At 66.0% G+C, this 19,141-nt stretch carries 18 protein-coding genes; 10 read left to right on the forward strand and 8 right to left on the reverse strand.

What is annotated here, in order from left to right; translation table 11 throughout:
• Positions 1-165: 165 nt before the first annotated feature.
• On the reverse strand, positions 166-1,695 hold the full coding sequence (locus ACIBI6_RS29090; RefSeq protein ID WP_364351130.1) for an MFS transporter: 1,530 nt from the start codon (positions 1,693-1,695) through the stop codon (positions 166-168).
• An 88-nt stretch (positions 1,696-1,783) separates the two neighbouring features.
• Between ACIBI6_RS29090 and ACIBI6_RS29095 the strand changes: the two genes are divergently transcribed.
• The 5 genes from ACIBI6_RS29095 (at position 1,784) to ACIBI6_RS29115 (ending at position 6,576) form a co-directional block, all read left to right on the forward strand.
• The gene (locus ACIBI6_RS29095; protein WP_396958465.1) at positions 1,784-2,329 is read left to right on the forward strand and encodes a TetR/AcrR family transcriptional regulator; all 546 of its coding nucleotides are present in this window, start codon (positions 1,784-1,786) and stop codon (positions 2,327-2,329) included.
• 103 nt (positions 2,330-2,432) lie between these two features.
• Complete coding sequence (locus ACIBI6_RS29100; RefSeq protein WP_364350888.1) at positions 2,433-3,254, forward strand: hypothetical protein; 822 nt, start codon at positions 2,433-2,435, stop codon at positions 3,252-3,254.
• Positions 3,251-4,297, forward strand: a complete 1,047-nt coding sequence (locus ACIBI6_RS29105) for a DUF4129 domain-containing protein (protein ID WP_396958467.1) — start codon at positions 3,251-3,253, stop codon at positions 4,295-4,297. Before ACIBI6_RS29100 ends, ACIBI6_RS29105 begins: the two co-directional genes overlap by 4 nt.
• Positions 4,294-5,277, forward strand: coding sequence for a MoxR family ATPase (locus ACIBI6_RS29110; RefSeq protein WP_364350882.1), 984 nt, complete (start codon positions 4,294-4,296; stop codon positions 5,275-5,277). The genes ACIBI6_RS29105 and ACIBI6_RS29110 overlap by 4 nt, the downstream gene beginning before the upstream one ends.
• A 3-nt stretch (positions 5,278-5,280) precedes the next feature.
• Complete coding sequence (locus ACIBI6_RS29115) at positions 5,281-6,576, forward strand: DUF58 domain-containing protein (protein WP_396958468.1); 1,296 nt, start codon at positions 5,281-5,283, stop codon at positions 6,574-6,576.
• Between the two features lie 206 nt (positions 6,577-6,782).
• On the opposite strand, the gene ACIBI6_RS29120 is transcribed toward ACIBI6_RS29115, so the two are convergent.
• Positions 6,783-7,589: an RDD family protein gene (locus tag ACIBI6_RS29120; RefSeq protein WP_364350876.1), complete on the reverse strand. Its 807-nt coding sequence runs from the start codon at positions 7,587-7,589 to the stop codon at positions 6,783-6,785.
• Between the two features lie 41 nt (positions 7,590-7,630).
• Between ACIBI6_RS29120 and ACIBI6_RS29125 the strand changes: the two genes are divergently transcribed.
• A complete protein-coding gene (locus tag ACIBI6_RS29125) occupies positions 7,631-8,662 on the forward strand; it encodes a stage II sporulation protein M (protein WP_364350873.1) in 1,032 nt (343 codons plus the stop codon).
• A 724-nt stretch (positions 8,663-9,386) separates the two neighbouring features.
• Here the strand turns inward: ACIBI6_RS29125 and ACIBI6_RS29130 are convergent.
• Positions 9,387-11,552, reverse strand: coding sequence for an MMPL family transporter (locus ACIBI6_RS29130; protein ID WP_396958469.1), 2,166 nt, complete (start codon positions 11,550-11,552; stop codon positions 9,387-9,389).
• An 89-nt stretch (positions 11,553-11,641) separates the two neighbouring features.
• Between ACIBI6_RS29130 and ACIBI6_RS29135 the strand changes: the two genes are divergently transcribed.
• A complete protein-coding gene (locus tag ACIBI6_RS29135) occupies positions 11,642-12,274 on the forward strand; it encodes a TetR/AcrR family transcriptional regulator (protein ID WP_364350867.1) in 633 nt (210 codons plus the stop codon).
• Here the strand turns inward: ACIBI6_RS29135 and ACIBI6_RS29140 are convergent.
• The gene (locus ACIBI6_RS29140) at positions 12,267-13,682 is read right to left on the reverse strand and encodes a hypothetical protein (protein WP_396958529.1); all 1,416 of its coding nucleotides are present in this window, start codon (positions 13,680-13,682) and stop codon (positions 12,267-12,269) included. The genes ACIBI6_RS29135 and ACIBI6_RS29140 overlap by 8 nt on opposite strands.
• 12 nt (positions 13,683-13,694) lie before the next feature.
• Between ACIBI6_RS29140 and ACIBI6_RS29145 the strand changes: the two genes are divergently transcribed.
• Positions 13,695-14,333: a class I SAM-dependent methyltransferase gene (locus tag ACIBI6_RS29145; protein WP_396958471.1), complete on the forward strand. Its 639-nt coding sequence runs from the start codon at positions 13,695-13,697 to the stop codon at positions 14,331-14,333.
• Here the strand turns inward: ACIBI6_RS29145 and ACIBI6_RS29150 are convergent, their stop codons facing one another.
• Complete coding sequence (locus ACIBI6_RS29150; protein ID WP_364350861.1) at positions 14,334-15,101, reverse strand: SDR family NAD(P)-dependent oxidoreductase; 768 nt, start codon at positions 15,099-15,101, stop codon at positions 14,334-14,336.
• Positions 15,102-15,157: 56 nt separating this feature from the next.
• Positions 15,158-15,526 carry a MerR family transcriptional regulator gene (locus ACIBI6_RS29155; RefSeq protein WP_396958473.1) on the reverse strand — a complete coding sequence of 123 codons (369 nt, stop codon included), beginning with the start codon at positions 15,524-15,526 and terminating at the stop codon, positions 15,158-15,160.
• A gap of 54 nt (positions 15,527-15,580) precedes the next feature.
• Here ACIBI6_RS29155 and ACIBI6_RS29160 point away from each other — a divergent pair, with 54 nt between their 5' ends.
• Together ACIBI6_RS29160 and ACIBI6_RS29165 are read left to right on the forward strand one after the other, a co-directional pair.
• On the forward strand, positions 15,581-16,432 hold the full coding sequence (locus ACIBI6_RS29160) for a polysaccharide deacetylase family protein (protein ID WP_396958474.1): 852 nt from the start codon (positions 15,581-15,583) through the stop codon (positions 16,430-16,432).
• 42 nt (positions 16,433-16,474) lie between these two features.
• The gene (locus ACIBI6_RS29165) at positions 16,475-16,951 is read left to right on the forward strand and encodes a hypothetical protein (RefSeq protein ID WP_396958476.1); all 477 of its coding nucleotides are present in this window, start codon (positions 16,475-16,477) and stop codon (positions 16,949-16,951) included.
• Positions 16,952-17,083: 132 nt separating this feature from the next.
• On the opposite strand, the gene ACIBI6_RS29170 is transcribed toward ACIBI6_RS29165, so the two are convergent.
• Together ACIBI6_RS29170 and ACIBI6_RS29175 are read right to left on the reverse strand one after the other, a co-directional pair.
• A complete protein-coding gene (locus tag ACIBI6_RS29170) occupies positions 17,084-17,980 on the reverse strand; it encodes a DMT family transporter (RefSeq protein ID WP_396958477.1) in 897 nt (298 codons plus the stop codon).
• A 451-nt stretch (positions 17,981-18,431) separates the two neighbouring features.
• On the reverse strand, positions 18,432-18,977 hold the full coding sequence (locus tag ACIBI6_RS29175; RefSeq protein ID WP_396958478.1) for a DUF2231 domain-containing protein: 546 nt from the start codon (positions 18,975-18,977) through the stop codon (positions 18,432-18,434).
• Between the last annotated feature and the right edge of the window lie 164 nt (positions 18,978-19,141).

Here is a 19,141-nt window from a genome sequence, read left to right on the forward strand (position 1 = left end):
CGGTGATCTAGTGAAGTCGCAGGTCAGCATCGTAATTTCGAGACAATACGATACGAGCGCACGGCCGGGTGCGCACCAAGCAAATTCAGACCGATTGGTATCTAAAATGACTTCGCCCCCGCTCCGGATACGGAACAGGGGCGAAATCTTCACCGAGATATGCCGTTACGCATGAGCCGTCCGCAGCCGCAAGGCGACCACAGCGGCGATCAAAAGCACCACGGCGGTACCAACGGCGGCCGTATGCACACCCGAGACGAATGCCTCGTGCACCGAGGTCAGAAATCCATCGGCCACCGACTGCGGTAGCTGACGAGCGAATTCGGTAGCACCGCCGAGGGATTCCGACGCCGCACCGGCCTGCGCGCTCGGCACTTCGGACAGGTCGAGCCCAGCACGGAACACCGCCATGGTCACGCTGCCGAGGACGGCGACACCGAGTGCGATGCCGATCTCGTAGGCGGTCTCCGAAACCGCCGCGGCCGCGCCGGCCCGCTGCGCCGGAGCCGAACTCACGACCAGATCCGACGAAACCGTCAGCGCCACACCGACGCCTGCCCCGATGAACAGGAACCCGAGGACGAACGGCAACGTACTGGTCGCCGCATCCGGGCTCAGCCACAGCAACAGCACCGAACCCACCGCGGCAAGCACCAGCGCACCACCGAGCACCGATCCCGGACGCAGCACCCGAACCAACCACGCCGCCGCCAGCGAAGCGAATACGCTGGCCGCGAGACCGGGCAGCAGGAGCAGTCCGGCCTGCATCGGCGACTGCCCCAGCACCAACTGCAGATACTGCGAACCGGAGAACAGCACACCGGCCAGCGCGAATACCGCGAGCAGATTGGTCAGCACCGCGGTTCGGAATCCGGGCAATGCGAACAGCTTCAGATCGAGCATCGGATGCGCGAGTCCGCGCTGCCTGCGCACGAACAGCGCACCGGCGAGCACACCGATCGCACCGATTACCAAGAGCCGCAGGCTCATACCGTGCGCCGCGGCCTCCTTGACGGCGTACACCGCCGGCACCAGGGCCAGCATTGACAGCACCGCACTCACCGGATCGAAGCGGCCGGGCTTGGGGTCACGGGATTCCGGAACGAGCACCGGCCCCACCGCGAGCAGCACCAGCATGACCGGCAGATTCACCAGGAATACCGAACCCCACCAGTAGTGCTCGAGCAGCCAGCCGCCGAGCAGTGGACCGGCCGCCGCACCGCCACCGGCCATCGCCGCCCAGACCGAAATGGCGACGGTGCGCTGTCGCGGATCCAGGAACATCGACCGGATCAGTCCCAGCGTCGCGGGCATGAGAGTCGCACCGGCGACACCCTGCAGTACCCGTGCGGTGATGAGCATTTCCGGATTGACCGACCAGGCGGCGAGCAACGACGCGAGACCGAATCCGACAGCGCCGATCAGCAGCAACCTGCGCCGTCCGATCCGGTCACCCAGATTGCCCATTACGACGAGCAGTCCGGCCAGCACGAACGAGTACACGTCGATGATCCACAGCAGCTGCGGTGTGGTCGGCGCCAGTTCCGCGCTGATCGCGGGCACCGCGAGGTCGAGCACGGTCGCGTCGACGGCGAGCAACAGCAGGGCCAATGCCAGCACCACCAGACCGGCCCAATCACGCGCCGTGGCGCGCGGCGGCACGTGTCCGTTGTCCTTCTCGATCTGTGTGGTCATCGCCTTCTCGACTGCCATCGTTCGGTCTTATTACCGTCCAGACGGTACAGTACACCGACCTTACCGTCCAGCCGGTATAGTGACCGGAGTGACCGCAAACACCCGCGACCGGATCCTGGACGCGCTCGAGACCCTGCTGCTGGAAAAGGGCATGTCCCAGGTGACCCTGGAGAATGTGGCCGCGACCGCCGGGGTCTCCAAGGGTGGCCTGCTCTACCACTTCAAGAGCAAGGACGCCCTACTCGCAGGCCTGGTGCACCGGCTGAACGAACGCGCCGAACAACAACTCGGCGCCGCCGTCGCCAAGGGCTCATCCGTCGCCGAGTGGTATCTGCAGACCCCGAATCCGGACAATGCCGCGGACGCGCTCGAATTGGCGCTCTACCGTTCGATGGTCGCGGCCATGCGCACCGTCGACGCCAACTCCGGCCCGGCAGCCGACGAGGTGCAGCAGGCGCTGTCGGACATGATGGACAGCTGGTCGGACAGCCTGGACATCGACATCGACGATCCGGTGCGAGCCGACATCATCCGTTTGGTCGGCGACGGTGTGTACCTGCGCGCACTGCTGGGCTTCCCACCGGTCGACCCGAAGCGGTACCGAAAAGTCGTCGACCGACTGCTCGAGCGTTGACCCCCTATGTTGCGGCCAGCCCGGCGGGTCCCCGGCGGCTAGACTCGGCCGCGTGCTACCAGCCGCCGAGCCGGCCGGTGCCGTCGGGGCGGGGAATGATCCGGTGCCAACCTCCCCTGGAACGACGGTGCCGATCCGCCCACTGAGCTTCCGCGAACTGCTCGACGAGCCGTTCGCGCTGATCCAGGCGAATGTCATCGTGCTGGCATGCACGACCGCGATCGGACTCGTCCTCGCCGAACTGCTGGTCGTCGCGGTCACCGGCGCAATCTCCCATCTGACCGACGGCTCCGACGCGGGCACCGCATGGGCGGCCATCCTGACGACGGCGGCCGCCGCATGGTTGCTCCGGTTTTTGCTGCGCGGGATGACGGTCGCGCTCGGCCTCGCGACGGTCGCTGGATCACCGATCGGCTGGCGCACGGCGCTGGGCCGGGTGGGTGCGGTCGGCGGTCCGCTGTTGGTCTTCCACGTGCTGTTCACGCTGGTCGGTATCGGCGTGCTCATCCTCGGCAGCCTGCTGATCATCACGTATCCGTTCGCGCTGATCTGGCTGGGCTATCTGCGGGCCGGACGCTTCGTCGCGGTGCCGGTGATCTTCGTCGAACGGACCACGCACGCCGGGGCGGTCGCACGCTCGAAACTGCTCGTCCAGGGCGCGCAGTCGTCGATAACCGGATTGTGGTTCACGTGCCGCGCACTGGTCGTCCTCGTCGCCGTACCGCTGCTCGGCATTCCGTGGTACCTCTCGGATTTCACCGGCACCCATCGCTGGCAGATCATCGTCCTGCTTTCGACGTGCGCATTGTTGATCATCGCCTTCGGCGAGGTGGTCGAATCGGCGACGCGGGTGGTCTCGTATGTGGATCGCCGGTGCCGTCGCGAAGGGCTCGATATCCGGGTCCCCGGGACGGATAAGCGATGACAGAACCCACCTCGAACGAGCCCGCGGCCCCGGCCCCGCCACGACTCGGACCCGCCGACGCCCACCGCGACGCCGCCGAAAGCGCCGCACTGCACCGGGATTTCGATACCGCACTACGCGAGCGGTTCCGCGCGGTACTGCGCGGACTGGAACAGCGCGGCATGCTGGAGGTCCGCCGCTCGCGAACCGCGCGGGAAACCGCTGACGACGCGACCACCGCGCTGCCACTCGAGGATGCGAGCGAATTACATCCGGCCGCACACAGTTTCGACGAGGTCGTCTACGGCGGCCGCCGCGCCACCGAGGACGAATACCGCCGCCTCGAATACGCCGACCGCTACTCGCGCAGCGCCCCACCGCCCGCACCGGAACCGGTCGAGGCGACGATAACCGAGAAAACCAAGACCCGCAGACAACTTCCACCGCTGCCCGATCTACTGCGCAACCCGAAATTCTGGGCCGCGGTGCTCGCCGCCATCGCGCTGGTAGTGCTGCTGTACGCGGTGCTGAATTCGTGTGCGGCGCCCGCGCCACATAAGCCGACACCACCGGATATTCCGCCACCCAAACCGCCCGAGCAGCCGCCGGATGACAACCGCGACGACTCCGGCTTCGGTGCGGGCCAGGACTCCATATTCGGCCGGCTGCCCGCACCGGTCGCCTTCGGCGGCCTGCAATTCCTCATCGCCGCGGCGGTGCTGGTGTGGTGGCGGGCGCGTCGTCGCGGTGCGCTGGTCGGTGAACCGCGACCGGTGGAGGTGGCCGCGAACGAACTACTCGGCGGCCAGGCAGCGCTCTATCGCCGGTCGAAGGACTACGAACATGTGGCCGTCCGACTGCGCGCAGCCACCCTGCGCCGCATCCGGCCGATGCTCGGCGTCGGCACCGATGTCACGCCGGAGCGGCTGGTCGCGACCGTCGCCGCGCGTACCCGAGCCGATCCGTCCATGGTCGGCCCTGCACTGTACGGACCGGTGCCCGATGCGAGCACCCTGCAACTCGTTGCAACACAACTCGAATGGATAGAGGCAGAGGTCGGATGACCAGCACGGACACCAACCACACCCCGACCGCCGAGGAGGCGGGCGCCGCATTCGCCGCACTGCGTGCCGAGATCGGCAAGGCGGTGATCGGCAACGATAACGCGATCATGTACCTGGTGCTCGCACTGCTCTGCCGTGGCCATGTGCTGCTGGAAGGCGTTCCCGGCGTGGCGAAGACGCTGTTGGTCCGTGCGCTCGCGACGGCCCTGGACCTCGAGCACGCCAGGGTCCAGTTCACCCCGGACCTGATGCCGGGCGATGTGACCGGTTCGCAGATCTACGATCCGCACACCACCGAATTCACCTTCCGGCACGGCCCGGTCTTCACCAATCTGCTGCTCGCCGACGAGATCAACCGGACGCCCCCGAAAACCCAATCGGCGCTGCTGGAATCGATGGAGGAGCGTCAGGTTTCGGTGGACGGAAAGCCGCAGCCACTGCCGGACCCATTCGTCGTGGTCGCTACCCAGAACCCGATCGAGCAGGAGGGCACCTATCCGCTGCCGGAGGCGCAGCTGGACCGGTTCCTGTTCAAGGTCGATATCCAATTGCCCGGTCGCGATGACGAATTCCGCATTCTGCAGCGGCATGCGGGCGGCTTCGATCCGCGCGATCTGACCGCGGCCGGTCTGCGTCCGGTCGCGGGCGCGGCGCATATCGCCGCGGCGCGGGCGGCGATCACCCGGGTCACCATCAGTCCGGAGGTGCTCGCCTATACGGTGGATATCTGCCGGGCCACCCGCAACTCCCCGGCGGTCCAACACGGTGCGTCCACCCGCGGCGCGACCGCTTTGATGGCGGCCTCGCGCGCCTTCGCCTGGCTGAACGGGCGCGGGTTCGTGACCCCGGACGATGTGAAATCGGTTGCGGTCGCGGTGCTTCGGCATCGGCTGCAGCTGCGGCCCGAGGCCGAGTTGGACGGTGTGACGACCGAGGGTGTCATGTCGTCGCTGCTGCTTTCGGTTCCGGTTCCGGTGTAGCTCGTGGTCGTTACCGGTCGGCTCGCCCTGACGGCGGCGGTGCTCGCGCTGTTCGTCTGCTTCGTCATGCCGTCGTGGCTCGGTGTCGTCTTGATGACGAGTGTGCTCGCCGCCCTTGTTCTTTTCGACCTGGGCACGGTGGCGCGAGCACGCGACCTCATGCTGACCAGGGAATCGTTGACCGTGATCCGGCTCGGGCGCAGCGCCGAAGTGGAACTCGGCGTGGTGAACAACGGAACCAGAACCGCTCGCGGGCGGCTGTGGGACGACTGGCCCGGCAGTGCCCGCGCCGAAACCCGCACGCACCGCCTGGATCTGCCACCGAATACCCGCATGCGAGTGCAAACCACATTGACCCCGACCTACCGCGGCGATCGAGTCGCCGGTCCGGTGACGGTCCGATTGTTCGGCCTGCTCGGCATGGCCGGATGGCAGAGCCGCCACACCGTGCCCGCGCGGGTCCGCGCGCTGCCCGAATTTCGCAGCGAACGGCTGCTGCGCTCGAAAGTCAAACGGCTGCAACATCTCGAGGGCCGCAATGTCGCGAATATGCGTGGTCAGGGTACCGAATTCGATTCCTTCCGCGAGTATGTCGCCGGTGACGATGTGCGAGCCATCGACTGGCGCGCCACCGCCCGCGCTACCGATGTGCTGGTACGGACCTGGCGTCCGGAACGCAACCGGCACATGCTGATGATGCTCGATACCGGCCGCATCAGCGCGGGTCGCGTCGGTACGGGTACCCGTCTGGACGCGAGTATCGAGGCCGCGCTGCTGCTCGGCGGATTGGCCGCGGCCGCAGGCGATTCGGTGGATCTGCTCGCCTACGACCGCCGAGTCCGCACCGAGGTCCGCGGTGTCGGTGGCCGCCGCCTGCAACTGAAGCTCATGCACGCCATGGCGGGCGTCACCCCAGCGCTGGTCGATACCGACAGCGCGGGCCTGGTGCGCGCCGCCATTCAACGTGCTCGCCGACGCAGCCTGGTCGTCTGGTTCACCAGTCTGGATGGGGCTGCCGTCGAAGAGAACCTGCTGCCGGTCCTGCCGACCCTCGCCCAACGCCATCGCGTCCTGATCGTCTCGGTCACCGACCCTGACGTCGCTGCGGCCGCCGCCAAACGCGACACCCTCGCCGACCTCTATCCGGCTGCCGCCGCCGAATCCCTGATCGCCGAACGCGCCCTGGTCCAGGAATCCCTGCGCCGCATGGGCATTGCCGTCGTCGCGGCATCTCCGGAACGTCTCCCAGAAGCCTTGGCCGACGAATACTTGGAGCTCAAACAGTCCGGCACTATGTGACTCCAAGATCGCTCGGCGGGCCCGACGCCGCCTTGGCATCGATATCGATCCGGGACAACGGCATCATCCGTACCTGATCGCGATCTCCCGTTGTGGGGTGCCGCCAGCGGGTCGATCTTCCCCTCAGCGCGGCGTCCTGCGTCGACATCGTGTCCAGCTCGAGTTACGGCCGAATGACCGTATTGCCGAGAAAGATTCGACGAGGCTCAGCTCGCGCGGGCGATCGGCATCGGCCGCGGACCCGCCATCACCATCGGTGTGATGATCGGGGCGAGGGTGCGGCGTTGGCGTTCGGCGATGACCGCGCCGAGGATCTGCACAGGCGGGTACCCGGCGGGTACCGGGATTTGCATGCGGTCACAGACGGCGAGGAGCAGGGTGTGGCCGAGGTTCGCTTGGGCGGCAGGGGTGAGGGTATTGATGCGCGACAGGTACTGACGTATCGCGAGTGCGAGATCCTCGGTGATGCCGGACAGGTCCAACTGGCCGGACCAGGCGATGAGCCAGGGCGGTGCGACGGCCAGCAGCGGGTAGGGCACGCGGCGCTGACCGTGCACGACAACGGTGCCCGCGAGCACATCGCCGACCCGGCGCGCATTCGGCGAGCACATCGAGGTGATCACCCCGACCGCACCGAATGCGCCCAACATCCAGAAGTCGACGATCACACCCGCCAGACCCCGCGTCAGGGCATGGCGGAAATCAATCGGTCCGCCGTCGCCCCGCACCACCCGCAGCCCGAGCGCGAGCTTTCCGACGGTACGTCCGCGCAGGAGGGTTTCGCAGACCACCGGATAGCCGACCAGCGTCCCGACGATCGTGGTGATCGCCGCGGCGCCGTACCAGGCGGAGTCGGCGCCGAAGTACAGCAGTGCCATGCTGAGGCCGAGCATCAGCGTGCTGCCCAGCATGAATTGCACCAGCACGTCCAAGAGGAACGCGGTGGCCCTGGTCGGGATCCGCGCGATCGGCAGCTGGAGTGCGACCGCTTCGCCGGTGGTGAATTCAGCCATGTCGATAGCATTCTTCCGACCGGCGGTATGGGAGGCAACCAATGGACGTAGATGCGTACAGCTACGCGCAGCGGGGGGCATGGGATCGACTGGCGTATCTGGCCGGCCGACGCAAGCTCAGTGGCACGGAGGCCGACGAACTGGTCGCGCTGTACCGGCGCACCTCACAGCAGTTGGCGCGGCTGCAATCGCGCAGTCCGGATCCGGAACTCATCGCCGGACTCAGCGCACTGCTGACCAAGGCGCGCGGCCGAGTGCTCGGCACCAAGGGGGATGCGTGGAGCCAAGTCGGCCGCTTCTTCACCCATCGCTTCCCCGCGACGCTGTATCGGGCGTGGCCGTGGTGGGTCGCGGTGGCGGCGGTCTTCATCATCGTCGCCACCGGTCTGGCGGTCTGGATTGCCGGATCCGGTTCGGCCCGCGATCTGTTCGGCATCTCCGATGACAACGACTGGCTCACCGCACCCGGCGGTGAATTCGAGACGTACTACTCCGAACATCCACACGACGCGTTCGCCGCGCAGGTGTGGACCAATAACGCCTGGGTGACCGCGATGGTGCTGTTCACCGGGGTGCTGATCCTGCCTGCGGTGTACCTGCTGTTCGGGAATGCACTCAATACGGCGGTGACCGGCGGGTTGATGGCCGATGCCGGTCGGATCGATTCGTTCTTCGGATTCATCCTGCCGCACGGCACGCTCGAGCTGACCGCGATCTTCGTGGCGGGCGGAGTCGGCCTGAAGCTGGGCTGGACGCTGATCGATCCCGGGCGGTCGAGTCGGCTGGAGGCGGTCGCGCGCCAGGGCCGGGCCACCGCGACGGTCGCGCTCGGTCTGGTCGCGGTGCTGCTGGCCTGCGGGCTGCTGGAGGGTTTCGTGACACCGAGTTCGCTGCCGGTACCGGTGAAGGTCGGCATCGGATTCATCGCGGAGGCACTGTTTCTCGGCTACGTGTTCGTGGTGGGTCGCCGGGCCGCACTCGAGCAGGATGCCCGAGCCGCGGCTGCATTGGGATTCGGTGGCGCTGAGGAGGATTCCGCGAAGCGCTGGCAGACAACGCCGAGCACACGGTGAGTGAAATGGGTCCGGGGAATCAGTAGCAACGCTACGTTACGGATCAGTTCGGAAGTCCCCCAATTGAGTTCCGCTGGCCGCAGCGAGTCCAGCTCAGCTGCGGCCAGCGTTACCGTCAACTCTACACAATCGTTATCCCGACGCAACCCTCCCCGCCGAGGTCAGGCGTATAAAGCAGCGCTCCAGCAAACCCTGGTGAGTACCTCATTTTTCAGCCGTCCAGCAAACTTTTGGCGGTCATTTGGCGGGCTATACCGGACCGCCGAACCGACCATCGGCGGCCGATCCCAGATCACGATCCAGAAACCATAGGTCTCCTACAAACATTCTTCGAGCGATTAGCTATTTTGTTAACATAGAGCCCTCAATGGTCGCCGAATGCCAGTCGGACCTGCGCATTCACTACCCTATAATTAGGGTTGCTGACAGTTGGATGAGGTAAAAGAAACTTCAGGTTGGTTTACCGCGTTATAAACGTGATGTACACCTAGCCGTAACGCCTCGAGGTGGACTTACATCCGGTCAAGATCATGATTAACCAGTTGCGGAAATGTGGTCGCCGGAGTACGAGATCGGATCGCGGTCAGCACCACGACCGCAACCATAACCGGCTCTGTGATCTCTGCCACCTTCCGCTCCCAACCTGGCCGAATCGGGCGAAAACGACAGTGCGACAAGCGAACGCGGCCCCGCACTACGCATGCGGAGCCGCGTGACGTACGTCTCAGGCTTCGGCCAGGCCTACCCGCCCATGCACCAATCGCAACGGCTTCGGCGCGTACCAGGCGGCCCGACCGAGCAGTCGCATCGCCACCGGCACCAGCACGCCACGCACCAGCGTCGCGTCGATCAGAATCGCCAGGCCCGCGCCGAGCCCGAAGAACTGGATAAACCGGACATCACTGCTGGTGAAGGCCAGGAAGCTGATCGAAATCAGCGCCGCCGCGGTGGTCACCAAGCGCCCGGTGCGGGCCAGCCCTTCGATAACGGCTTCCTTCGTGGACGCACCGCGATCGTGCAGTTCCTTGATCCGGCTGATCACGAACACCTCATAGTCCATCGACAGTCCGAAGGTGATGCAGAACAGCAGCAGCAACATCGAAACATCCAGCGGCGCAGGGGTGAATCCGATCAATCCGGACAGGTGCCCCTGCTGGAAGATGAACACCATCAGTCCGAGCGTGGCGGCCAGACTCAACACATTCGACAGCAGAGCGCGCAGCGGCTGCACGACGCTGCCGGTGAACAGGAACAGCAGCACGAAGGTCGTCACCACGATCCACCCGATGGCGATCGGCAGTTTCGCACCGATCGATGCGAGACTGTCGCGCAGTTCGGCCACCTGCCCCCCGACCAGCGCATTGGCCCCGGCCGGACCTGGTATGTCACGCACTCGATCGACCAGATCGCGGGCGGCGGAGGAATTGCGGTCCAGATCGGTGAGCACGGTCAGGCGCTGCGCATCCGGTCGCGCGAACCGGGCATCGGCAGGGGTGCTCGCCGTCAGCTCGCCGCGCACGAATGTGCCAGCACTCGAATCGACCTGGGTGACGTGCTCGACGCGGGACAGATTGCGCGCGTAATCCGCGAGCGGCGCTGCGGCGACGCCGGTTTCGGTGATCACCGACAGCGCGTTGACATCTCCGCCGCCGAAATCGTCGCGCATCGCGTCACCGACCTGACGCACCTCGGTGCTCGTGGGCAGCACCCGATCGTCGGGCGTCCCGAACTGCACATGCAATAGCGGCGCGGCAGCGAGCAGCAGCACCGCCACCACCGGCACACCCGCCAGCAGCGGCCGACGCATTGCGAATCCGGCCACTGCGGCCCAGAACGGCGTCGCGTCACCGCGGATGCCGCGGACACCGGGCACCCGCCACGCATCGGTCCGCGTGCCGAGCACCGCGAGCAGTGCGGGCAATACGACCACCGCGGCAATGGCGGAGATGGCGACCACGCCGATGCCACCGTAGGCGAAGGACCGTAGGAAGTACTGCGGGAAGATCACCAATGCGGATAGGGCCGCCACAACGGTGGCCGCACTGAAGGCGATGGTGCGCCCGGCCGTCGATACAGCCGCGATCACCGCGTCGTCCGGTTCGGCTCCGGCCGCGCGGCGCTCGCGGAAGCGGCTCACCATCAGCAGCCCGTAATCCACCGCGAGCCCGAGTCCGAGTCCGGTGGTCAGATTGACCGCGTAGATCGACACATCGGTCACGGACCCGAGGATGGATAGTTCGGTGAAGGTGCCGAGGATGGCGATCCCACCGACCACCAGGGTGAGCAGCGCGGCGACCACATTGCCGAAGGCAAGCACCAGCAGCGCCAGAATCAGCGGCACCGCAACGGCTTCCGCGAGACCGAGATCCTTGCCGATCTGCTCGGTAATCGAGTGGAAGATCGCGGTGCCGCCGCCGACCTTGATCTGCGCGACCGGGCCGTCGCCACGGTAGGTATCGACAATCGAGGCGGCGGACTTCTCCTTGTCGGTAGCGTCCTTGTCGACATTGCCCGCCAGGACAACGGCCGCGGTCCCGTCACCGGAGCGCATGGCCGTGGATCCGGTATCCCAATACGAGACGACATTGGTCAGGCGCTGGTCAGCCGCGAGCCGCCGAGCCAGATCACGGCCGACGGCGGCAACCGCATCGCCGTCGACCGTGCCCTGCTTCGCCTCGACCAGGAAGACGTAGTCGGTATCGGTGCCGAACTTATCGGCCAATTGGGTTATCGCGGCACTGGATTGGGCGTTGGGATCCTCCTGGCCACCGGGCTGCATCTTGCTGAAGGCCGTAGCGCCGACCACACCGCCCGCGATGAGGGCGAGCACGCCGACGACCAGGATCCAGCGGGCGCGGTGGACAACGAAGCTGCCGAGTCTTTCGAACATATCGGGTCTCCGATCGGACATGTTGTCATGCGTAAACTTTATGGGTGTTAACTTGCCACGCCATGTGTGCAGGTGTCAACATCGAACTGATGACAGATTCGGAAGCAGCAACGAAGCACTCCACTCGCGACGGCCCGTATCACCACGGAGACCTGCGCAATGCCCTGGTGCGCGCGGCCGCCGAACTCGCCGAGATCGGCGGTCCGGAGGCGGTGACCGTGCGCGCGGCGGCACGGCATGTCGGCGTCACGCCGACCGCGGCCTATCGGCACTTCACCAATCACGAGGAGTTGCTGAACGCCGCGCAGGAACAGGCACAGCAGACCCTGTTCGGCGCGATGGCCGAGACGATGGCGAGCCTGGCGCCGCAAGCTGATGCGATCACTCGACTCGGTGCGGTGGGTCGGGGCTACATCACCTTCGCGCTGCGCGAACCCGGACTGTTTCGAACCGCATTCTGCGGCGACCAGATGCCGTCGCCCGCCTTCGATCTGCTGGCCGGACTCCTGGACGAACTCGTCGACGTCGGCTTCCTCGCCCCGGCGGACCGACCGGACGCCGAATACGCCGCCTGGTCAACGGTGCACGGCATGGCTTCGCTGATCATCGATGGGGTACTCGACGAGCTCGACGATGCGGCCAGGGATCAGGCGATTCACCGGACCCTCGCGGTGGTCGAGCGAGGTTTGGCCACCGGACCGAATGCCCGCGACTTCAGCTGACGCGCAGGATCCCGGTGATCGTGCCCTGCAGGATCTTGCGGTCGTGCGTGATAAGCGGTGATGTCTGCAGCGGGTCGTCGACAATGGTTCCGGCCAGCGGCCTATTCGAAATCACCGCGCCGGTATCGGGATCGACGACGGTGAAGGCGTAACCGTCGAGCGGGGTCGTGATGTCGAGTCCGATGCGGGTCACGGTGTAGATGGAACCGTCGGCGGTGGACAGATGCGGAACGGCTGCGCTGCGGACGGTGTTGTCCCACACCGTGTGGCAGCCGGTGTCGTCGACATCGACCCTGGTCATGCCGCCGACGAACGGCGCGGACGCCGGCACCGCTGGACCCGCGCCGTCGGGGACCGTCGGATACGGGTAGCCGTATGTGCTGGCGACGAACAGCGACCGGCCGATGCCGATCGGCGAGTTCTCGCTGCCCGCACCGCCGTGGGAGAGTACCGGCTGCGAGCACACCAATTGTCCAGTGCCGGAACCGAAGACCAGCGCGTGGACCTGTCCGTCCGCATTGTCGACGATGGTCAGATATTCCGCGCCCGAACTCGGCCCGAAGTAGGTCGGGGTTGAGCCGGTACCCCAACTGAGTTGGCCGGGCTTGCGCGCGGATCCGCGATCGTAGGCCGCGCGCCACAGCACCTCCGGCCGCCCCGCGGCATCGGCGCGCAATTCGTACAGCGCGTGCGTCGTGGCCACCGCGACCCGACCGCTCGGTGCCGACGAGATGCTGTTGGCCAGCGATTCACCCGCTGGCAGCGCGACGGTGGCCGCCGCGCCCGCGGGCGTCACCAGCCCGACCACACTTTTACCGGTGGCGAACCAGACATTGCCGGACCAGTCCGGCACCAGCCCGGTCACGTTGTCGCCCACCGGAATTACCGAGCTGAGATCGGTGGACGAATCGATCGATAGCCGCCATTTGCCCGTCGCGTCGCGCGCATGGCCGACGCGCAGCAGGGTGCGGTTACCGTCCACGATGACCAGGCGGTCGGCATTGTCGAGATAGGCGTAGACACCGCCGAGCAGGCTGCCCTTGGCGATCTCCAGCGAAGCCAGTGGCGTGCCGGCCGGACCTGCGAAGGACGGATCGAGCAGATGGATGGTCGGAGTCTGGCCGATGACGGGTGTGCACAGCGCGACGACCAGATTGTCCGCCCCCTGCAGCAGCGTCGGACAGGCCGATGCCAACGGGTACCCGGCCACCGAGATCCCGCCGGTGCCAGGCCCGGCCAGCGGCGTCGCATCCGACGATCCGGCATCGCCGTGCATGGTCGAGGTGCCGAGCGGCCCGAGGTACGGATTGGGCGGTGCCAGCGGACCCCAGGAGCCCGCCGCTTCGGCGGTACCGGTCGGCACGAGCGCCAGGACGGCGGCGGCAAGGAGTACGAAATACCGGCCGATACTATGGCCGCCATGAACGGTATCCGGACCCGCGTGCTGTCCACGATCGCCGGTCAACTCGGCAATCCGCACGGAACGCTCGGCAAGGGCTTCGCCTTCATTCTCAATCGTGGTAATAAACGCGCCATCGCGGGCGCGGTCGATGCGGCCGGGATCGCGGCGGGTGCGACGGTCGCGGATATCGGATTCGGCGGCGGCGCAGGGCTTTCGATACTGCTCGAGCGGGTCGGCGCGAACGGGACGGTGCACGGTTTCGAGATCTCGCCGGACATGTTGGCCAGGGCGAAGCCGAAGTTCGCCGAGGAAATCGGTACGGGCCGAATGCAACTCACGCAGGGCTCGATGACCGATCTGCCGCTGGCCGATGACGCCCTCGATGCCGCCATCACCGTCAACACCGTCTACTTCGTGCCGGATCTGGCCGCCGCCTGTGCCGAACTCGTGCGCGTCGTCCGTCCCGGCGGCAGTCTTGTCGTCGGTATCGGCGATCCGGACGCGATGGCGAAAATGCCGTTCACCGCATACGGTTTCACGCTGCGGCCGGTGGCCGAGGTAATCGCCGCGCTGGAAAGCGCGGGCTGCACCGTCGACCATAAGCAACTTGCCAATCCACCGATTCCGCATCATCTACTCGTCGCCCGACCCGCCTGACTACATCAGGGCGCCGCCGTCGATGCGGATCTCGGTTCCGGTCATGTAGCGGCCGTCATCGGAGGCGACCATGGCGACCACACCGGCGATATCCTCCGGACTGCCGAGCGCACCGCCGTTGAGCCAGCCGGTCATGCGGGAGAACAGCTTCGGATCGAAGCCCTCCGGCTGATCGAGGATGGACTTGGTGGTGATCCCACTGGTGATGCCCGCGGGCACGATATTCACCGCGCGCAATCCCTGCTTGGCGTATTCCAGCGCGATCGCGTGCGTGAAGGCGTTCACCCCGCCCTTCGACGCCGCATACGACGCCAGATACGGCGCCGCGCTGAAGGCCGCGGTCGAGGAGAGGTTCACCACGACGCCGTGGCCGGACTCCAACAGCGCGGGCAATGCGCTCTGGGTCATCAGGAAGGTCCCGGTCAGATTGACCCCGATCACCTGATTCCACACTTCGAGCGGCATCTCCTCGGTGCGCGCGGGCCGCAGAATGCCCGCCGCGTTCACCAGCACATCCAGACCGCCGAGGAATTCGACCGCCTCGCCCGTCGCGGTGCGCACCGACTCGATATCGGCGATATTCACCTGCACGGTGCGCAGCCGCTCAGCCGCATCACCCGCCTTCGCCGCGGTGCTCTCCAGACCCGCCGCATCGATATCGGCGGCGACCAACGTCGCCCCCTCATCGAGCAGCCGCAGGGCGATCCCCTGCCCGATACCCGATCCCGCTCCGGTGACCAATACGCGGCGGTCGTCAAATCTACGCATGCCAAAAATTAGAACAGGTTCTCATTAGGAGTCAACAGGTTCTGGCGGAACCGAGGTCAGGAGGCGGCGTTGCCACGGACTGCCTCGAGGTATTCGGCGATGGCGTCGCGGTTGCGGGACAGGCAGCTGATGCGGTCGGACATGCGGTCGCGTTCGCGTTCCAGGGTGGCCAGCATTTCCGGGGTCGCGTCCGGGAAGTAGATGGTGCGCGGCTTGTCCAGGCAGGGCAGGATCTGTTTGATGATACGGGTCGGCAGGCCCGCGTCGAGTAGGCCGCGGATCTGCAGGACGCGGTCGACAAAGCGGTCGTCGTAGGTGCGATAGCCATTGGCGCAGCGGTCGGCGACGATGAGGCCCTGCTCCTCGTAGTAGCGCAGCAGCCGCCGCGAGGTGCCGGTGCGCTCCGACAGTTCTCCGATCCGCATATTTCACCTCGCATTTGACCTTCACATGTATGTGATGGTTCGAGCATAGGCCGCATGGACAACACACTCTTCGACTACAGCCCGATCGTCGACCGCGCACCGATTCGCTGGCCCAACGATGCTCGGGTCGCGTTCTACGTCGGGCTCAATATCGAGCACTACCAGGTGGACCGGCCCTCGACCAGCATCTTCCCCGGCACGGCCACCCTCACCCCGGATCCGCTGAACTACGGCTGGCGCGATTACGGTCCCCGGGTCGGCATCTGGCGGATCGTGCAGGCGCTGGACAAGTACGGCATCCGCGCCAGCGCCCTGCTCAACTCCGATGTCGCACACCATAATCCGCAGATCATCGCCGCCGGGCGGGAGCGGAACTGGACCTGGTTGGCACATGGCAAGAACAACTCGATCTTCCAGGCCGATATGTCCATCGACGACGAGCGCGCCTACCTCACCGATATCGTCGAAACCATCGAGCGCGCGACCGGCCGCCGCCCGCACGGCTGGATGGGCCCCGCGCTCACCGAGACCTTCCATACGCCGGAACTGCTCGCCGAACTCGGCCTCGATTACGTACTGGACTGGACCAATGACGATCAGCCGTATCGGCTCAATGTGCCCGGACTGCTCAGCGTTCCGTACTCGGTCGAACTCAACGACAACAGCCTGTTCCTCGGAACCGGTTTGCGCGGTGCGGATTTCGTGCAGATCGTCAAGGACCAGTTGGACCGGCTCTACGAGGAGTCCGGTCGCGTCATGGCCCTTGCCCTGCACCCGTTCGTCATCGGGCAGGCCTTCCGCATCAAATATCTGGCGCAGGCCTTGGACTATGTGGCGAACCACCCGGGCGTATGGCTCACCACCAGTGACGAGATCGCCGACCATTACGGCGCTGCGGTTGGGTGAACAGCTATTGCGAGCAACGCCGCCTAGGACCATTATTCACACATGAGTAAGGTAACCCTAACTACAGAGCTGCCGATCGGCGCCGAGGTGGCGTGCGCACTGGCACGCACGTCGGAGTTGTTCGCATACGTTGTGGCACCGATCCTTTCGGTGCCACAACTGCAAATCCCGGACCACATCGAACCGGGCTCCGAGGGTTGCGCCCGTCTCTGGTGGTTCGGCATCATCCCCTCCTGGCGCCATCACCTGCGTCTGGTGCGACTCGATGCCCGGGAGATCTACACCAACGAATGGGGCGGCCCCATCCGCACCTGGAACCATCGCCTCACCTTTGAGCCGATCACCGAATCCAGCTGCCGCTACACCGACGAAATCGAAATCGAGTCCGGCCTGCGCGGTGCCCCAGCCCACATCTTCGTCCACCTGATGTTCCGTCACCGCCACCGCCGCTGGCACCAACTCGCCACCCTCCTCGCCAACAGCCCCGTCGAGCTCAGCGCCCCGGCCCGCGACCACTGACTACGACCGTGCTCACCGGTCGAAGCCTTCGGTGCCGTCCTGAATTCGGTTGCCGCACAGATACCGCGCCGGAATCGGTATCCGCCGGCGTCGACGAGGCGACCGGGATGGCACTGGCGGTCACTTTCCGGATCATCGCCCCGGCTGAAGGCTGGTTTGGACGAGTGCCACAGTCAGTAGGGCCGCCCCCAGCAGACCGGTTGGGGTCAGCCGTTCGCCGAGGATTGCGGCGGCCAATATCGCGCCGCTCAGGGGTTCGAGGAGGGCGAGCACTGCGGCTGTGCCCGGACCGACTTCGGCGAGACCGCGGAAATACAGGGTGTATGCCATAGCGGTCGAGATCAGGCCGAACACGATTACCAGGCCGACGCTGTGTGGAGTCGGGTCGAAGGTGAGTCCGGATATCGCGGCGAGTGGCGTCAGCAGCACGGCGCCGCCGGTGACGGCGAAACCCGTTGTGGTCATCGCGTCGAGGCCCGGCACCGGACGAGCACTTATCAGGGTGACCGTCGCGAAGGCGCAAGCGGAGACCAATGCCATTGCCGCACCGGCGAATATCGCACCGACTGCGGCGTAATCGGCGGGCGCGCCGACCAACAGGATCACACCGAACACCGCGATTCCGATCGTCGCCGCATGCCGACGATCCAGAACCCGCCTGCCGGTCAGATGTTCCAGCAGCGAGACAACCACCGGGGACAGACCAAGGGTGATCAGCGTCGCAAGGCTCACCGACGAGGCCGCGACCGCACCGAAGTAGCTCGCCTGAATGATCGCGACAAGAACCGCGACCACACCGATCCTGCGCCAAGCCGAGGCATTTCGTGGCAACGGCCGCCGTGTCACGGTCAGGAGAGCGATCAGCAAAAGCCCGCCGACGGCGAGCCGACAGGCGGCGACGGATACCGGCGAAAGACCGGTCGCACGGTGCAGGAGGGTGCCGACTGAACCGCCGGTCCCCGCCGACAGCCCGGCGCCGAGAAGACAGACCAACCCGAATCGGTTGACCGCGGATAGCGGCGTGGACATTCGCGCTCCTGCGACAGAAATGGATTGCGGTCGCGGAAGCGAGGTGCACAACCAGATGGGGCGCGCGGTCCTACACCTCGCTCAGGAGCGCGGCGGCGGGGTAATTACGAACCATCGGTACACCCGACCGATACTAAGGATCGCCGGAACGAGCTGTCATTCGATTTTCCGCCGTGGTCGGAGCGGGCCACGGGCATAGCTGGTTCGGCGTTGGCCGCCGCGCCAGCAAATCGAGTTCGATGGGCCGACCAGATCGAGATACTTCGCGACGGTAACCGGCACGCCGGGATGCCGCCGCTGTGCCAGCTACCAGCCCTATTGCGCCTTCGACAGTGGATATCTCGGCTCTACCGTGGCGTCCACGCACACCATCGACGCGCCTCCCCGGATTCGGAAACGGTCAGCCGAAAGAATTCCGGCAAACTTACGGCATTTGCCTATGTGGGATCAGTTATTCGAGCGAGTCGACGCCGGTGGACGGGACCGAGTGTCGGTAGCCGGCGGCCTGAGTCGTTTCGTCGGCCACCCGGACGCCGTAGTGGTAGGCGAGCTTGCCACCGAGAAAACCCGAGACGCCGAGGACGGCGAGGGCAATGATCGACAACACCAACTGACCGATCGGCACGGCGCCATCCGGTCCGCGACCGGACTGCCGCCACCAGAAGTCGAGGGCGAAGGTGACCGTCACTATCAAATTCAGACTCATGTGGACTAGGCCGGTGCGAAACGCCGTAGTGCCGGTCGGGATCGCGAGCAGATCCAGCAGACCGATCACGGCCGCGACCAGCGCACCGAGCACACCGACCGCGAGGAGCCACGCCGAGCCACGGGCGAGGGCCTGCGGGTCACCCGCCACATGCGAAGCGATATCGAATACCAGACTCGCCACCCATGCCCCGATCGGCACGGTGACCAGGATCGGATGGAACGGGTGTCCGTACGGACCGGCCAGCATCGCGCTGACCGGACGCTTGGCATGTTGCATGTCACTGGTCACGACAACCTCCTAGCGCGACTCGGCCGAGTGGGACCACTCGGCCACAGTGGGCGCATACCCACTCGGTTTCGACCAACACGCCGACAGGGAGGTCAGGATCGGCCGCCGCGCCGGAACCGAATGGGGCCTGATACGTCAAAACCACTGCCGCACAAGGAAATGCA

This window comes from Nocardia sp. NPDC050412, assembly GCF_044458825.1.
In the GTDB taxonomy this organism is placed as follows: Bacteria; Actinomycetota; Actinomycetes; order Mycobacteriales; family Mycobacteriaceae; genus Nocardia.

Coding starts and splice junctions, on each gene's coding strand:
- ACIBI6_RS29090 (WP_364351130.1), bottom strand. CDS start 1,695: ATGACCACACAGATCGAGAAGGACAACGGACACGTGCCGCCGCGCGCC.
- ACIBI6_RS29105 (WP_396958467.1), top strand. CDS start 3,251: ATGACAGAACCCACCTCGAACGAGCCCGCGGCCCCGGCCCCGCCACGA.
- ACIBI6_RS29110 (WP_364350882.1), top strand. CDS start 4,294: ATGACCAGCACGGACACCAACCACACCCCGACCGCCGAGGAGGCGGGC.
- ACIBI6_RS29120 (WP_364350876.1), bottom strand. CDS start 7,589: ATGGCTGAATTCACCACCGGCGAAGCGGTCGCACTCCAGCTGCCGATC.
- ACIBI6_RS29125 (WP_364350873.1), top strand. CDS start 7,631: ATGGACGTAGATGCGTACAGCTACGCGCAGCGGGGGGCATGGGATCGA.
- ACIBI6_RS29130 (WP_396958469.1), bottom strand. CDS start 11,552: ATGTTCGAAAGACTCGGCAGCTTCGTTGTCCACCGCGCCCGCTGGATC.
- ACIBI6_RS29135 (WP_364350867.1), top strand. CDS start 11,642: ATGACAGATTCGGAAGCAGCAACGAAGCACTCCACTCGCGACGGCCCG.
- ACIBI6_RS29145 (WP_396958471.1), top strand. CDS start 13,695: ATGAACGGTATCCGGACCCGCGTGCTGTCCACGATCGCCGGTCAACTC.
- ACIBI6_RS29150 (WP_364350861.1), bottom strand. CDS start 15,101: ATGCGTAGATTTGACGACCGCCGCGTATTGGTCACCGGAGCGGGATCG.
- ACIBI6_RS29155 (WP_396958473.1), bottom strand. CDS start 15,526: ATGCGGATCGGAGAACTGTCGGAGCGCACCGGCACCTCGCGGCGGCTG.
- ACIBI6_RS29160 (WP_396958474.1), top strand. CDS start 15,581: ATGGACAACACACTCTTCGACTACAGCCCGATCGTCGACCGCGCACCG.
- ACIBI6_RS29165 (WP_396958476.1), top strand. CDS start 16,475: ATGAGTAAGGTAACCCTAACTACAGAGCTGCCGATCGGCGCCGAGGTG.
- ACIBI6_RS29170 (WP_396958477.1), bottom strand. CDS start 17,980: ATGTCCACGCCGCTATCCGCGGTCAACCGATTCGGGTTGGTCTGTCTT.